Here is a 14,844-nt window from a genome sequence, read left to right as displayed (position 1 = left end):
TCTGTGACAGTCGGCGGACACGGCCATGAAGTGGCCCGGGCAAGATTTTGGTCACAGGCAAGGAAGCGGGACGCACAACCGAAACACCGGGAAGTCCACGACGGGGGGCGCGAGATGAACACGCTGCACGGCACCAGCACGAGCGCAGTGATCACGCGTCTGCACGACGTGAACGGGGGCCGGGGTTCCGAGAAGTCCGGTGCCGTGAGCGGGCGGGGGTGCGCTCGCGGCACCGGGCGTCAGCACACCGGTTACATGACGGTGGTTGACGGCTTCACGGGGGAAGCACACGGGGGAAGCGCGTACAGGGAGGACACGGGGGAGCGTCGCTCACTGTCGGAGGCGGAGTTCACCGCCTACGTCCAGGAGCGCCGCGCCTCCCTGTACGCCACCGCCTATCACCTCACCGGTGACCGCTTCGAGGCCGAGGACCTGCTGCAGAGCGCGCTGTTCTCGACCTACCGGGCGTGGGACCGGATCAGTGACAAGGCCGCGGTCGGGGGCTACCTCCGCCGCACCATGACCAACCTGCACATCAGCGCGTGGCGCCGCCGCAAGCTGAACGAGTACCCGACCGAGGAACTGCCGGAGACGCCCGGCGACACGGACGCGATGCGCGGCACGGAACTGCGCGCGGTCCTGTGGCAGGCGCTCGCCCGGCTGCCGGAACTCCAGCGCACCATGCTGGTCCTGCGCTACTACGAGGGCCGCACGGACCCGGAGATCGCGGAGATCCTCGACATCAGTGTCGGCACGGTGAAGTCCAGCATCTGGCGGTCGCTCCGCCGGCTGCGTGAGGACGAGGTCCTCAGCTTCGGCCGTGACGAGGAAAGCGCCTTCGGGGAGCTCGTCGCCTGAAGGTTGGGGGGAAGCAAGTAACGGGGGAGCAGTAACCGGGGAGGGGCCAACGGGGGTCACGGGGGACCCGCGGGGGTCATGGGGGGCAACGGGGGACCCACGGGGGTGGGGGAAGCACGGGGGAGCACCAAGGGAGCGGGACTGGAGGGCCGGGGGGTCCATCCAGTCCCGTTTTCGCGTGTACGGCGGTCCGTGTGGTCCGTGTGTACGGCGGTCCGCGTGTACGGCGGTCAGGGGGCCGAGATCAGCCCTGCGAGGCCGAAGCCGCCGCCGGACGGCGGCCCGCCGCGGCCGAGGCGAGGCGGCCCAGGGCCTCGTCCTTGTCGCAGGCGTGGGCGCCCAGGGCCGTCTGGCGGGCCACGATGGAGCGTTCGGCGCGCATCAGGCGCCAGCCGCGGCGCAGGAGGAAGGGCACCGACTTGCGGCCTTCCCGCAGGTCGCGGAGGAAGCGGCGGCGGAACGTGCGGACCGGGCCGCGGCTCAGGCACAGGGCGTCGGCGAGGACGCCGAGGTCCCGGCAGCGGGTGACGATCTCGGCCGCGAAGATGCCCTCCGCGATGAACAGGGGCGTGCGGCCCACCTCGACGGACTCCTCGCCGGTGCGGGCGCTCAGCGAGATGTCGTAGACCGGGATCTTCGTCCGGCCCGTGCGGCACAGGTCCACGATCGCGGCGATCGCCGTGTCCGTGTCCCAGGAGTCCGGGTGGTCCCAGTCGATGTCGGAGCTCCCGGCCACCAGCGGCAGCGTCGGGTCGTCACCCTCCTTGTAGAAGTCGTCGAGCCGCAGGACCGGCAGGCCGGAGCGGGCGGCGAGGAGGGACTTGCCGGAGCCGGAAGGGCCGCAGAGCAGCACGACTCGCGTCGGTATGGGTGGATGGGAGCTCACGGGACACCAGTGTGAGGCATTCACCTGCTGTTCAACGACCCCGCGGGTCGGCTTTGATGCGCGCGTCACACCTCAACTACCCTTCGTGTCGACCTGATTACCCTGTGCAAGTCGAAGCAAGCAGAAGGTGGCAGACACGATGGTCCGACACGCGTCCCTCCAGAACCCGACCGCCCGGCGTGCCCTGGTCGCCCTCGCGACCGCGGGCGTGGCCCTGGGAGCAGGCGCGGCGACGGCCGCCGCGGACACCGAGCCGGTCGTCGAGGTGATGCGCACCCGCCCCACCTCGCTCGGCAACGTCGACCCGCAGGCCGGCCTCCAGGCCCTCACCGCCACCGTCGGCTACGTCACCGGCCCGGTCGCCGGCCTCAAGCCCAACCCCCTGGCCGGCACCGGCGTCGACCCGCTCGACAACGGCATCGGCACCCAGCTCGCCGACTTCCAGCCGCTGACCTCGCAGGCACTGACCGGGCCGGTCGCGCAGGCGCAGTCCATCGGGAGCATGCCGGTGGTCGGGCAGGTGACGGGACTGCTGAGCCACTGAGGACGGCAGGAGAAGAGCCGCGCCTCCCCCGGACGGAGGGGAAGCGCGGCTCTTCGGTCTTCGGAGACGGCCGGGCCGGTCAGTACCCCGAGCCGGACGCGCCCAGCGAACCCGTCGGGTGCCAGACCGTCTTCGTCTCCAGGAACGCCGTCATGCGGTCGATGCCGGGCGTCACCGACCAGTCGTCCACAGGCTGTGGACGAAGGACGCGCTTCAGGTTGTCGGCCGCCGCGATCTCCAGTTCCTTCGCCAGGCCGTCGTCGGTGCCGGCGCCGGCCAGATCGATCGCGTTGACGTCCTGGTGCGCCGCGAGGGGCGTCGCGATCTCCGCCGTACGGCCGGAGAGGACGTTGACGACTCCGCCGGGCAGGTCGGAGGTGGCCAGCACCTCGCCCAGGGACAGGGCCGGGAGCGGGGACTTCTCGCTCGCGATGACGATCGCCGTGTTGCCGGTCGCGATGACCGGGGCGAGGACCGAGACCAGACCCAGGAAGGACGACTTCTGGGGGGCCAGCACGGTGACCACGCCCGTCGGCTCGGGGGACGAGAGGTTGAAGTACGGGCCCGCCACCGGGTTGCCGCCGCCGACCACCTGGGCGATCTTGTCGGTCCAGCCCGCGTACCAGACCCAGCGGTCGATCGCCGCGTCCACCTGCTCGGTGGCCTTCGACTTCGACAGGCCCTCGGCGTCGGCGACCTCGTGGACGAACTGCGCCCTGCGGCCCTCCAGCATCTCCGCGATGCGGTAGAGGATCTGGCCGCGGTTGTACGCGGTCGCGCCGGACCAGCCGCCGAACGCCTTGCGGGCCGCAACGACCGCGTCCCGGGCGTCCTTGCGGGAGGAGAGCGGCGCGTTCGCCAGCCACTTGCCCTTCGAGTCCGTCACCTCGTACACCCGGCCGCTCTCGGAACGCGGGAACTTCCCGCCGACGTACAGCTTGTAGGTCTTGAAGACGCTCAGTCGTTCGTTGCTGCGGTCAGACATCGAGGTACGCCTCCAGGCCGTGGCGACCGCCCTCGCGGCCGAAGCCCGACTCCTTGTAGCCGCCGAACGGCGAGGTGGGGTCGAACTTGTTGAACGTGTTGGACCAGACGACGCCCGCGCGGAGCTTGTTCGCCACCGCGAGGATGCGGGAGCCCTTCTCGCTCCAGATGCCGGCGGAGAGGCCGTACTGCGAGTTGTTGGCCTTGGCGACGGCCTCGTCAGGGGTGCGGAAGGTGAGGACGGACAGCACCGGGCCGAAGATCTCGTCGCGGGCGATGGTGTGCGCCTGGGTGACGTTCGTGAAGAGCGTCGGGGCGAACCAGTAGCCGGAGGACGGGAGTTCGCAGGCCGCGGACCAGCGCTCGGCGCCCTCCGCCTCGCCCGCCTCGACGAGCGTGGTGATGCGGGAGAGCTGTTCGGCGGAGTTGATCGCGCCGATGTCCGTGTTCTTGTCCAGCGGGTCGCCGAGGCGGAGGGTGGAGAGGCGGCGCTTGAGGGAGTCCAGCACCTCGTCCTGGATCGACTCCTGGACCAGGAGCCGGGAGCCGGCGCAGCAGACCTGGCCCTGGTTGAAGAAGATGCCGCTCACGATGCCCTCGACGGCCTGGTCGATCGGGGCGTCGTCGAAGACGATGTTGGCGCCCTTGCCGCCGAGTTCGAGGGTGACCTTCTTCCTCGTGCCCGCCACCTGGCGGGCGATGGCCTTGCCGACCGCCGTGGAGCCGGTGAAGGCCACCTTGTTCACGTCCGGGTGCTCGACGAGCGCCGCGCCCGTGGCGCCGTATCCCGGAAGGATGTTGACGACGCCCTTGGGCAGGCCCGCCTGGCGGCAGATGTCCGCGAAGAACAGGGCGGACAGGGGGGTCGTCTCGGCGGGCTTCAGCACCACGGTGTTGCCCGTCGCGAGCGCCGGGGCGATCTTCCAGGCCAGCATCAGGAGCGGGAAGTTCCAGGGGATGACCTGGCCCGCCACGCCGAGCGGCCTCGGGTTCGCGCCGAAGCCGGCGTGGTCGAGCTTGTCGGCCCAGCCCGCGTAGTAGAAGAAGTGCGCGGCGACCAGGGGGAGGTCGGCGTCGCGGGTCTCCTTGATGGGCTTGCCGTTGTCCAGGGTCTCCAGGACGGCCAGTTCGCGGCTGCGTTCCTGGATGATCCGGGCGATGCGGAACAGGTACTTCGCGCGCTCGGCGCCGGGCAGCGCCGACCACTTCTCGAAGGCCTTGCGGGCGGCCCGGACCGCGCGGTCGACGTCCTCGGTGCCGGCCTGGGCGATCTCGGACAGCACTTCCTCGGTGCTTGGCGAGACCGTCTTGAAGACCTTGCCGTCGGCGGCCTCGGTGAACTCGCCGTCGATGAACAGGCCGTAGGAGGGCGCGATGTCGACGACGGAGCGGGACTCGGGTGCGGGTGCGTAGTCGAATACGGATGCCATGGTGATCAGTCCACCGTCACGTAGTCGGGGCCGGAATAGCGGCCGGTGGCCAGCTTCTGACGCTGCATCAGCAGGTCGTTCAGGAGCGAGGAGGCGCCGAAGCGGAACCAGTGGTTGTCCAGCCAGTCCTCGCCCGCGGTCTCGTTGACCAGAACGAGGAACTTGACGGCGTCCTTGGTGGTGCGGATCCCGCCGGCCGGCTTCACGCCGACCTGTACCCCGGTCTGGGCGCGGAAGTCACGCACGGCCTCCAGCATCAGGAGGGTGTTCGCCGGGGTCGCGTTGACGGCGACCTTGCCGGTGGACGTCTTGATGAAGTCGGCGCCGGCGATCATGCCGAGCCAGCTGGCGCGGCGGATGTTGTCGTACGTCGACAGCTCGCCCGTCTCGAAGATGACCTTCAGGCGGGCGGACGCCCGGCAGGCGTCCTTCACGGCGACGATCTCGTCGTACACCTTCATGTAGTTCCCCGCGAGGAACGCCCCACGGTCGATGACCATGTCGATCTCGTCGGCGCCCGCCGCGACCGCGTCCCGGACGTCCGCCAGCTTCACGGAGAGCGCGGCGCGGCCGGCCGGGAAGGCGGTGGCGACCGAGGCGACCTTCACCGAGGAGCCGGCGACGGCCTCCTTGGCGGTGGCCACCATGTCGGGATACACGCAGACCGCGGCCGTGGCGGGGGTCGTACGGTCGGTCGGGTCGGGGCGGACCGCCTTGGCGCCGAGCGCCCGGACCTTGCCCGGGGTGTCCGCGCCTTCCAGCGTCGTCAGATCGACCATCGAGATCGCGAGGTCGATCGCGTACGCCTTCGCGGTCGTCTTGATGGAACGGGTGCCGAGCGAGGCGGCGCGCGCCTCCAGGCCGACCGCGTCGACGCCGGGCAGCCCGTGGAGGAAGCGGCGCAGCGTGCTGTCGGAGGCCGCCACGTCCGTGAGCGTGTGTGCAGTGGTGGGCATGGTCACCAGACGAGCATATCTACGCGCGTAGCAGCTGTACACCCCGGCAGACATATCAGGTGCTCATCCGGTACGGCGGCACCGCGTACGAGTCCCGCCGGGGGCTTCGGGCAGAATCGGGCCCATGACGACTCCGGAACCCCAGTCATCGGCGCCGCAGCCCTCGGCGCCCCAGTCGCCGGACCGGATCTATCGGTCGCCCGCGGCCATGGCCGGCGGTTTCCTGCTGCTCGGTATCGCCGGCTGGCTCGGCATCGACGCGATCGTCTCCGGGGAGGGCCGCACGCCCTGGCTGGCGCTCGCCGCGCTGATCCTCCTGGTGCCGCTGGTGGTGGCCTTCACGCTGCGGCCCGCCGTGTTCGCCAACCAGGAACGGCTGCGCATCCGGAACCCGTTCCGGGTGATCGTGCTGCCGTGGGGGCAGATCGAGGCGCTGCGCTCGGGCTACTCGAACGAGGCGGTCGCCGCCGGCCGGAAGTTCCAGCTGTGGGCCGTTCCCGTGTCGCTGCGGGGCCGGAAGAAGGCGGCTCGGCGGGAGGAGCGGCGCGGGGCGGACGGCGCCGGGCGGGGTGGCGCGTTCGGCGGCGGACTCTCCGGGCTGTCCGGGGCCGGGGGGATGCTCGGCGGCGGCAGGACCGCGGTACCGGACGGGCCCGTACGGGCCGAGACCGACCGGATCATGGACGAGCTGCGGGAACTCCAGGAGGCCCAGGCCAAGTCGGAGGCGGCACAGGGCGAGGTGACCGTGCGGTGGGCCTACGAGGTCGTGGGACCGGCGGTGGCCGGGGCGGTGCTGCTGGCGATTCTGATCGCGACGGGCTGAAGGGCCGGGCCGCCCTTAGGCACACTCGCTGACGCTCACGGCGCCGCGTGCCGCATCAGGGCCGTGCGTGCCTTGACGTGGGCCGAGCGTGTCATCGCCGTTCGGCGGGGTGAGGGTGCGGTAGTGGCGGGATGTGCGGTGCTTACGTCCCCCGCGTCACGTCAGGGCCGTGCGTGCCTTGACGTGGGCCGAGCCTGTCATCGCCGTTCGGTGGGGTGAGGGTGCGGTAGTGGCGGGGGATGCGCGGCGCTCACGTCCCCCGCGTCACACCAGGGCCGTGCGTGCCTTGACGTGGGCCGAGCGTGTCATCGCCGTTCGGTGGGGTGAGGGTGCGGTAGCGGCGGGATGTGCGGTGCTTACGTCCCCCGCGCTACGTCAGGGCCGTGCGTGCTCTGATGTGGGCCGAGCGTGCCGCCGCCGTTCGGTGGGGTGAGGGTGCGGTAGCGGCGGGATGTGCGGTGCTTACGTCCCCCGCGCTACGTCAGGGCCGTGCGTGCTCTGATGTGGGCCGAGCGTGCCGCCGCCGTTCGGTGGGGCGGGGGCGGGGGCGGGGTGAGAGTGCGGTGCTTACGCCCCCCGTGCCACATCAGGGCCGTGCGTGCCTTGACGTGGGCCGAGCGTGTCATCGCCGTTCGGTGGGGTGAGGGTGCGGTAGCGGCGGGATGTGCGGTGCTTACGTCCCCCGCGTCACATCAGGGCCATGCACGCCCCGACGTGCGCCCGCCCGAGCCTGCCACCGCCGCCGGCAGGGCGAGGGCTGCTGTAAGGGAGGCGGAAGCGAACCCGGGGGAAGCAACGCCCCGGCTGTCCGGCTGTCCGCCTGCCCGGCACGATCGCCGGCCGGACCCCCGTGAACGGTGGCGGGGCGGCTCCGGGCCGGCTCGGTGGGGGTGAATCCGGTCTGCCGTGTCCGGAGGGCGGGGCGGGGTGCGAAGCCCACGTCGGGCGGCCCGCCGTTGCCCGGAGGGCGGGGCGTGTGCGGAGGCCGCGTCGAGCCGCCTGGGGAGAACGCCCGGCGGGGTGCCCCCGGGATTCCCCCGGAGCGCCCCGCCGTGTGGGTCGCATCGGTCGCGTACCGGGCGCGTACGGCTCAGATGCCGGCCGCCGTCGACAGGTCCCGCTTGATCGTCGCCAGCAGGTCCGTCGCCTTCGCGCGAGCCGCCGGGAGATCGGCGTGCGCGGCGACCGGGACGACGACCTCCAGGTAGCACTTGAGCTTCGGCTCCGTGCCGCTGGGGCGGACGACGACCCGGGCGCCGTCGAGCGTGTAGCGCAGGCCGTCGGTGGGCGGGAGGGACTCCGTGCCCTGCGTGAGGTCCTCGGACCTGGTGATCGGCAGGCCCGCGAGCCGGGTCGGGGGCTGCTCGCGCAGGCGTCGCATCGCGGCGGCGATGACCGACAGGTCCTCCACGCGGACCGAGAGCTGGTCGGTGGCGTGCAGGCCGTGCTCGACCGCGATGTCGTCCAGGAGGTCCAGGAGGGTGCGGTTCTCCGCCTTGAGGGTGGAGGCGAGTTCCGTCATCTGGAGGGCGGCCGTGATGCCGTCCTTGTCCCGTACGCCGTCCGGGTCCACGCAGTAGCCGAGGGCCTCCTCGTAGCCGTAGCGCAGGCCCTCGACGCGGGCGATCCACTTGAAGCCGGTGAGGGTCTCCTCGTACGGCAGGTTCGCCTTCTCGACGATCCGGCCGAGGAGGGACGAGGAGACGATCGACTCCGCGAAGGTGCCGCGGGCCCCGCGGGCGACCAGGTGGGTGGCGAGGAGGGCGCCGACCTCGTCGCCGCGGAGCATCCGCCAGTCGCCGGCGTCCTTGACCGCGACCGCCAGGCGGTCCGCGTCCGGATCGTTGGCGATGATCAGGTCCGGGTCGGTCTCGCGGGCCTTGGCGAAGGCGAGGTCCATCGCGCCGGGCTCTTCCGGGTTGGGGAACGCGACGGTCGGGAAGTCCGGGTCCGGGTCGGCCTGCTCGGCGACGAGGACGGGCCGCGGGAAGCCGGCCCGGGCGAAGGCGGCGAGGAGGGTCTCCTTGCCGACGCCGTGCATCGCCGTGTAGACCGTGCGGGCCGTGCGGGGGGAGCCGGGGGCGAGGACGGCGTCCGTGCGGGCGAGGTAGGCGTCGAGGACGGCGTCGTCGAGGGTCTCCCAGCCGGTGGTGGGGCGGGGGACGGTGGTGAGGGACGCGACGGCGTCGATCTCGGCCGCGATCTCGGCGTCCGCCGGGGGCACGATCTGGGAGCCGTCGCCGAGGTACACCTTGTAGCCGTTGTCGCGGGGCGGGTTGTGGCTGGCGGTGACCTCCACGCCGGCGATCGCGCCGAGGTGCCTTATGGCGAACGCCAGGACAGGGGTGGGGAGGGGGCGGGGGAGGACGGCCGCGCGCAGGCCCGCTCCCGTCATCACGGCGGCGGTGTCCTCGGCGAAGGCGGCGGACTTGTGGCGGGCGTCGTAGCCGATGACGACGACTCCGTCGGTGTGGCCGTTCTTCTTCAGGTACGCGGCGAGACCGGCGGCGGCGCGGATGACGACCGTGCGGTTCATGCGCATGGGGCCGGCGCCGAGCTCGCCTCTGAGGCCCGCCGTGCCGAACTGGAGGGTGCCGCTGAAGCGTTCGGCGAGTTCGGCGACGTCCTTGGCGTCGATCAGCTCGGCGAGTTCCGCACGGGTGTCCGTGTCGGGGTCCTCGGTCAGCCATGCCTTGGCTCGCGCGATGAGATCGTCGTGCACGTTCGGTCAGCCTCTCGTTTCGGTTCGCTTGTGGCCGCGGGACGGGTTTTCTCGCCCCCGCCGCCCGTACCCGTCCCATCCCCAGGGGCGCTGCCCCTTCGACCCCGCTGGGGGCTGCGCCCCCAGACCCCCATCGGCCCGAAAGGCCTCGTCCTCAAACGCCGGACGGGCTGAGGGTGCGGGCCGGTGCTTGATTGTGTACGCCGGACGGGCTGCGTGGTCCCGCACCTATTGAGTGACCGAGTCGGGTGGTGGGTGGGCGAAGGCCGGGGGTCAGGGGGCGGAGCCCCCTGGTGCGGTCACTACAGCCGGCCCAGGACCTGGGCCAGCAGGGAGCCCATCCGGGTGGCCGAGTCGCGGCCCGCCTGGAGGACCTCCTCGTGGTTCAGGGGCTCGCCCGTCATGCCGGCCGCGAGGTTCGTCACCAGGGAGATGCCCAGGATCTCGGCGCCCGCCTCACGTGCCGCGATGGCTTCGAGGACCGTCGACATGCCCACCAGGTCCGCGCCGATGACCCGGGCCATGCGGATCTCCGCGGGGGTCTCGTAGTGCGGGCCGGGGAACTGGGCGTAGACGCCCTCCTCCAGCGTGGGGTCGATCTCCTTGCACAGGGCCCGCAGGCGCGGGGAGTAGAGATCGGTGAGGTCGACGAAGTTCGCGCCGATGATGGGGGACGTCGCCGTGAGGTTGATGTGGTCGCTGATCAGCACCGGCTGGCCGGGACGCATGCCTTCGCGCAGGCCGCCGCAGCCGTTGGTGAGGACGATCGTCTTGCAGCCGGCGGCGACGGCGGTACGGACGCCGTGCGCGACGGCGGCGACACCGCGGCCCTCGTAATAGTGGGTGCGGCCCAGGAAGACCAGGGCCCGCTTCGCACCGATCCGGTACGAGCGGATCTTGCCGCCGTGGCCCTCGACCGCCGGCGGCGGGAAGCCGGGCAGCTCGGTGACCTGGAACTCGGCGTCGGGAGCACCGAGGGCGTCGACGGCCGGCGCCCAGCCGGAGCCCATCACGAGGGCGACGTCGTGGGTCTCGGCGCCGGTCAGTTCGCGCAGGCGCGCGGCGGCGGCGTCGGCGGCGGCATGGGGGTCGCCCTGGATGTCGTCCGGAAGAAGAGATGCGTTCACGCCGATGAGGGTAGCCGGTCGAGGCCTACGCGCGTAGATGACAGAGCTCACGGGATGGCGATCGTTGTCTTGTCGTTTCCGACCGGTCCGCGCCCCCGGGCCCGACGAATCGGGCGCCCCAGGCGAGCTCAGCAGGGGCGCTTCCGCAGCTCCATCACGTAGTCGTGCGGCGCGCCCGCCGACTCCGCCGCATCCGCGATCTCGCCCAGATAGCGGGCCGAGGGCAGACCGCCCTCGTAGCCGTTGAGGACGTACACCCAGACCGGCTCCTGGCCCTCCATGGTGTGCACGCGCACCCGCATCCGGCGGTAGATGTCGAGGCCGACGCCCTCCCAGCGGTCCATCGAGTCTTCGTCCAGGGGCGCGAGGTCGTACAGCGCGACGAAGACCTGGGCGCCCGGCGCCTCGACGATCGTCGCCAGTGCGCCCTCCCAGCCCAGGTGCTCGCCGCCGAAGGTCAGCCGCCATCCGTTCAGCCAGCCCGTCGCACGCAGCGGCGAGTGCGGGGCGCGGCGGGTCATCAGCCGCGCGTCGAGGTTGCCGGCGTACGCGGCGTAGAGCGACATGCGTCGAGGGTACGGCAGCCGTTTCGTGCGTATCTCCGGTCACGCACGTAACGGATGGGCCTCCCTGTCGCCCCCGGGGCGGTGGCATCCCCGGGCGTGCGGGACAATGGAGTACGTGACTCGGATCGTGATCATCGGTGGCGGACCCGGCGGATACGAGGCGGCCCTGGTGGCCGCCCAACTCGGCGCGGAGGTGACCGTCGTGGACTGCGACGGTCTGGGCGGGGCGTCGGTGCTCACCGACTGCGTCCCGTCGAAGACTCTTATCGCCACGGCCGAGGTGATGACCACCTTCGATTCGTCGTACGAAGAGTTGGGGATCATCGTCGCCGACGACACCCCGCCCCTGGAGCGGGCCGCCCGGGTGGTGGGGGTCGATCTGGGGAAGGTCAACCGGCGTGTGAAGCGGCTCGCTCTCGCACAGTCGCACGACATCACCGCCTCCGTGACCCGGGCCGGCGCCCGGGTGCTGCGCGGGCGCGGGCGCCTCGAGGGCATGCAGGCCCTCGACGGCTCGCGGAAGGTCGTCGTGCGTGCCGTCGACGGGAGCGAGGAGACCCTCGTCGCGGACGCGGTGCTCATCGCCACCGGCGGTCACCCGCGTGAGTTGGAGGACGCCCAGCCCGACGGCGAGCGCATCCTGAACTGGACCCAGGTCTACGACCTCGACGAGCTCCCCGAGGAGCTCATCGTGGTCGGTTCCGGTGTCACCGGTGCCGAGTTCGCCGGTGCCTACCAGGCCCTCGGCTCCAAGGTCACCCTCGTCTCCTCCCGCGACCGGGTGCTCCCCGGCGAGGACCCGGACGCGGCCGCCGTACTGGAAGAGGTCTTCCGGCGCCGTGGCATGAACGTCCTGGCCCGCTCCCGCGCCCAGTCCGCCAAGCGGGTCGGCGACCGGGTCGAGGTCACCCTCGCCGACGGGCGGGTCATCAGCGGCTCGCACTGTCTGATGGCCGTCGGCGCCATCCCGAACAGCGCGGGCATGGGCCTGGAGGACGCCGGGGTCAAGCTCCGCGACTCCGGGCACATCTGGACCGACAAGGTCTCCCGGACCACCGCCCCGGGCGTGTACGCGGCCGGTGACGTGACCGGCGTCTTCGCCCTCGCCTCCGTCGCGGCGATGCAGGGACGTATCGCCATGTACCACTTCCTCGGCGACGCGGTGGCCCCGCTGAACCTGAAGACGGTCTCCTCGAACGTCTTCACCGACCCCGAGATCGCCACCGTCGGCTACAGCCAGTCCGACGTCGACTCCGGCAAGATCGACGCCCGGGCGGTGAAGCTGCCCCTGCTGCGCAACCCGCGCGCGAAGATGCAGGGCATCCGGGACGGCTTCGTCAAGATCTTCTGCCGGCCGGGCACGGGGATCGTCGTCGGCGGCGTGGTGGTCGCTCCCCGCGCCTCGGAACTGATCCACCCCATCTCGCTCGCCGTCGACAATAATCTGACGGTCGAACAGATCGCGAACGCGTTCACCGTCTATCCCTCCCTTTCGGGGTCGATCGCCGAGGTCGCGCGGCAGCTGCACACGCGCAAGGCGGGCGACGAAGGCTGACGGCCGAAAGCGATTCCTCGCTGGTCACGGGGAGTTGTCGCGCATGCGGGCGGCATAGGCGCCGCGATTAGGCCCTATACCACTTCCTGACCTGGTGTGCGAACAACTTCTGTAATTCGGCGCAAACTGCTGAAACCAGACGGTCGTTGGGGTTACTGTCAGTTTCGTGTTCGCTGCAGAACGTCGCCAATTGATCCTCGAAATGGTGCGAGCGAACGGGGCCGTGTCGCTCCGTGAGCTCGCCCGCGTCGTCCAGACCTCCGAAGTGACCGTACGGCGGGACGTGCGCGCACTGGAGGCAGAAGGACTCCTCGACCGCCGGCACGGCGGTGCGGTATTGCCGGGCGGGTTCACGCGAGAATCCGGCTTTCCGCAGAAATCCCATCTCGCGACCGCCGAGAAGACGGCCATCGCCGATCTCGCCGCGAGCTTCGTCGAAGAGGGCGAAGCCATCGTGGTCGGTGCGGGAACCACCACACAGGAGCTGGCCCGCCGGCTCGCCCGGGTGCCCGGGCTGACCGTCGTCACCAACTCCCTGCTGGTGGCCCAGGCCTTGGCCCATGCCAACCGCGTGGAGGTCGTCATGACCGGCGGCACCCTCCGCGGGTCCAACTACGCCCTCGTCGGCAGCGGTGCCGAACAGTCCCTCCAGGGGCTCAGAGTGTCGCGGGCCTTCCTCTCCGGGAGCGGACTGACCGCCGAGCGCGGGCTCTCCACCTCCAACATGCTCTCCGCGTCCGTCGACCGCGCGCTGGTGCAGGCCGCCTCCGAGGTCGTGGTCCTCGCCGACCACACCAAACTCGGCACCGACACCATGTTCCAGACCGTGCCGACGGACCTCATCACCCGCCTCGTGACGGACGAACCGCCCGTCCACGACGACCGCGCGGCCACCGAACTCCAGGCCCTCGCCGACCAGGGGGTGCAGATCGCCGTCGCCGGTGCGTCGGAGCAGCCGGGGGGTGATCAGGTCCCGGCGCGCCGACAGCACCAGCGCCGGGACGTGCCCCTGCCGGGCCCGCGTCGCGGCCAGGTCCCGGGCGGCGCTCCGGGACTGCGCTCCGCCACGGCCCTGGGCGAGCAGACGCCGGGCACCGAACGGGCGCGGGTCGCGGACCTCCGCCGCCGCTGACGGCACACCCGTGAGCAGGGGCGGACCGGTGTGGCCCGGCGGGACCCCGCCGTACCCGTGAGGATGCGCGGGAGGGGTTCCGGGGGCCGGTCGCCGCCGTACCGTCTTCTTCATGGGCCGGTCCTGATCGAGGGGACGCTCGGGGGAGTGCGCATGGAGATCACCGGTGCGGACGTGCGGCGCGTGCTGGAGCTGACCCGCGAACTGGAGGACGCCACCCGCGCCGAGGAGCTGTGGGAGCGGGCGCTGACCGCGGTGATGACGCTGGTGCCCGCCGACGCGGGGCAGCGGTACCGCTTGTCGGCGAACGGGGACGGGGTGTCCGCGTTCTCCCTGCCCGCGGAGTCCTTCCACGCGGATCCGATGGTGATCTACGACCATCCGCTGGACCACCCGCTGACCGAGATCATGCTGCAGGCGCCCAGCCCCGCGGCCTGGCGGGTGAGCGATGTCGCCGGGGAGCGCCAATGGCGGCGCACCCACTGCTACAACCTGGACTTCCGGCCCTTCGGGCTGTGCCGGCACCTGGTGGCGTCGGCCGGTGCGGACTCGGCCGCCGTACAGGGGTACGCGCTGGCCCGGGCCGGCCGTGACTTCACCGACCGGGAACGCGACCTGCTGAGCTTCGCCCAGCTGCACCTCGAGGCCGTCGAGCGCCGGCTGGCCGAGCGGCAGCGCCTGCTCGCCCTGGCCGCCGCCGCCCTCGAACTCGCCGGCGGCCAGGGCTGCGGGGTCGCCGCCTTCGACGAAACCGGCCGCCCCCAGCCGCTGAACGCCGTGGCCGCCGACCTGCTGGCGGCGCTGCGCGACGACCCCCGGCTCACCGGGACCACCGCCTGCTTCACCGCACGCCATGTCGAGGTGCGGTACATCCCCGCGGCCGCCGCCGGCCGCCCCGCGCTGCTCCTGCTCCGCGACCTCTCCCGCGCGCGGGCCGTAGCCGGTCTGTTCGGTGTCACCGAGCAGGAGCACCGCACCCTCCGCCACCTCCACAGCGGCCTCACGCCCACGCAGGCCGCCCGGCGGATGGGCCTGTCGCCCGCCACCGTGCGGGGCTACATCGCCTCCCTGCACCGCAAGCTGGACGCCGGCCACACGGCGGCCCTGCTGCGACGGGGGCGCGACCTCGGGCTGCTGACGGACTGAGACCGCGCAGGGCGCTCGGGCCATATACGGACTCGGGCGACATGTCGCAACCCCTCAGAATTGACGGATGGTCTGCGTCCGCCCCCGGTCGCTTCACTGGCGGAAGGCGCCCCGC

General features: G+C 71.8%; 13 protein-coding genes. 6 read left to right on the top strand and 7 right to left on the bottom strand.

Going from position 1 to position 14,844, the window contains the following annotated elements; all coding sequences use genetic code 11:
• Positions 1 to 114: 114 nt before the first annotated feature.
• On the top strand, positions 115 to 858 hold the full coding sequence (locus tag OG252_RS20290; protein ID WP_266434546.1) for a SigE family RNA polymerase sigma factor: 744 nt from the start codon (positions 115 to 117) through the stop codon (positions 856 to 858).
• A gap of 244 nt (positions 859 to 1,102) precedes the next feature.
• Here OG252_RS20290 and OG252_RS20285 read toward each other — a convergent pair whose 3' ends face one another.
• The gene (locus tag OG252_RS20285; RefSeq protein WP_443068418.1) at positions 1,103 to 1,813 is read right to left on the bottom strand and encodes a uridine kinase family protein; all 711 of its coding nucleotides are present in this window, start codon (positions 1,811 to 1,813) and stop codon (positions 1,103 to 1,105) included.
• 70 nt (positions 1,814 to 1,883) lie between these two features.
• Between OG252_RS20285 and OG252_RS20280 the strand changes: the two genes are divergently transcribed.
• The gene (locus OG252_RS20280) at positions 1,884 to 2,288 is read left to right on the top strand and encodes a hypothetical protein (RefSeq protein ID WP_266434542.1); all 405 of its coding nucleotides are present in this window, start codon (positions 1,884 to 1,886) and stop codon (positions 2,286 to 2,288) included.
• Positions 2,289 to 2,367: 79 nt separating this feature from the next.
• Here OG252_RS20280 and OG252_RS20275 read toward each other — a convergent pair whose 3' ends face one another.
• Genes OG252_RS20275 through deoC form a run of 3 tightly spaced genes read right to left on the bottom strand, consistent with a single transcriptional unit; the run spans position 2,368 to position 5,664 of the window.
• The gene (locus OG252_RS20275) at positions 2,368 to 3,273 is read right to left on the bottom strand and encodes an aldehyde dehydrogenase family protein (RefSeq protein WP_266434540.1); all 906 of its coding nucleotides are present in this window, start codon (positions 3,271 to 3,273) and stop codon (positions 2,368 to 2,370) included.
• Positions 3,266 to 4,702, bottom strand: a complete 1,437-nt coding sequence (locus OG252_RS20270; RefSeq protein ID WP_329337728.1) for an aldehyde dehydrogenase family protein — start codon at positions 4,700 to 4,702, stop codon at positions 3,266 to 3,268. The genes OG252_RS20275 and OG252_RS20270 overlap by 8 nt, the downstream gene beginning before the upstream one ends.
• 5 nt (positions 4,703 to 4,707) lie before the next feature.
• On the bottom strand, positions 4,708 to 5,664 hold the full coding sequence (gene deoC / locus OG252_RS20265) for a deoxyribose-phosphate aldolase (protein WP_443068417.1): 957 nt from the start codon (positions 5,662 to 5,664) through the stop codon (positions 4,708 to 4,710).
• Positions 5,665 to 5,782: 118 nt separating this feature from the next.
• Between deoC and OG252_RS20260 the strand changes: the two genes are divergently transcribed.
• The gene (locus tag OG252_RS20260; protein WP_329337723.1) at positions 5,783 to 6,481 is read left to right on the top strand and encodes a PH domain-containing protein; all 699 of its coding nucleotides are present in this window, start codon (positions 5,783 to 5,785) and stop codon (positions 6,479 to 6,481) included.
• A 1,090-nt stretch (positions 6,482 to 7,571) separates the two neighbouring features.
• On the opposite strand, the gene OG252_RS20255 is transcribed toward OG252_RS20260, so the two are convergent.
• The 3 genes from OG252_RS20255 to OG252_RS20245 form a co-directional block, all read right to left on the bottom strand.
• Positions 7,572 to 9,203 carry a phospho-sugar mutase gene (locus OG252_RS20255; RefSeq protein ID WP_329337721.1) on the bottom strand — a complete coding sequence of 544 codons (1,632 nt, stop codon included), beginning with the start codon at positions 9,201 to 9,203 and terminating at the stop codon, positions 7,572 to 7,574.
• Between the two features lie 302 nt (positions 9,204 to 9,505).
• A complete protein-coding gene (locus OG252_RS20250; protein WP_266434530.1) occupies positions 9,506 to 10,330 on the bottom strand; it encodes a purine-nucleoside phosphorylase in 825 nt (274 codons plus the stop codon).
• A 128-nt stretch (positions 10,331 to 10,458) separates the two neighbouring features.
• On the bottom strand, positions 10,459 to 10,896 hold the full coding sequence (locus tag OG252_RS20245; protein WP_329337718.1) for a gamma-glutamylcyclotransferase: 438 nt from the start codon (positions 10,894 to 10,896) through the stop codon (positions 10,459 to 10,461).
• A 106-nt stretch (positions 10,897 to 11,002) separates the two neighbouring features.
• Between OG252_RS20245 and OG252_RS20240 the strand changes: the two genes are divergently transcribed.
• From OG252_RS20240 to OG252_RS20230, 3 genes are all read left to right on the top strand, one after another.
• Positions 11,003 to 12,451, top strand: a complete 1,449-nt coding sequence (locus OG252_RS20240; RefSeq protein ID WP_329337716.1) for an NAD(P)H-quinone dehydrogenase — start codon at positions 11,003 to 11,005, stop codon at positions 12,449 to 12,451.
• A gap of 166 nt (positions 12,452 to 12,617) precedes the next feature.
• Positions 12,618 to 13,583, top strand: coding sequence for a DeoR/GlpR family DNA-binding transcription regulator (locus OG252_RS20235; RefSeq protein ID WP_266434524.1), 966 nt, complete (start codon positions 12,618 to 12,620; stop codon positions 13,581 to 13,583).
• A gap of 153 nt (positions 13,584 to 13,736) precedes the next feature.
• Entirely contained in the window at positions 13,737 to 14,729 is a 993-nt protein-coding gene (locus OG252_RS20230) for a helix-turn-helix transcriptional regulator (RefSeq protein WP_329337714.1), read from the top strand.
• Positions 14,730 to 14,844 lie beyond the last annotated feature (115 nt).

Origin of the sequence: Streptomyces sp. NBC_01352, from assembly GCF_036237295.1 — a bacterium.
GTDB classification, from domain to species: domain Bacteria; phylum Actinomycetota; class Actinomycetes; order Streptomycetales; family Streptomycetaceae; genus Streptomyces; species Streptomyces plumbiresistens.
Note: the sequence above shows the minus strand (reverse complement) of the source record. Positions and strands in the feature narration are given on the sequence as shown.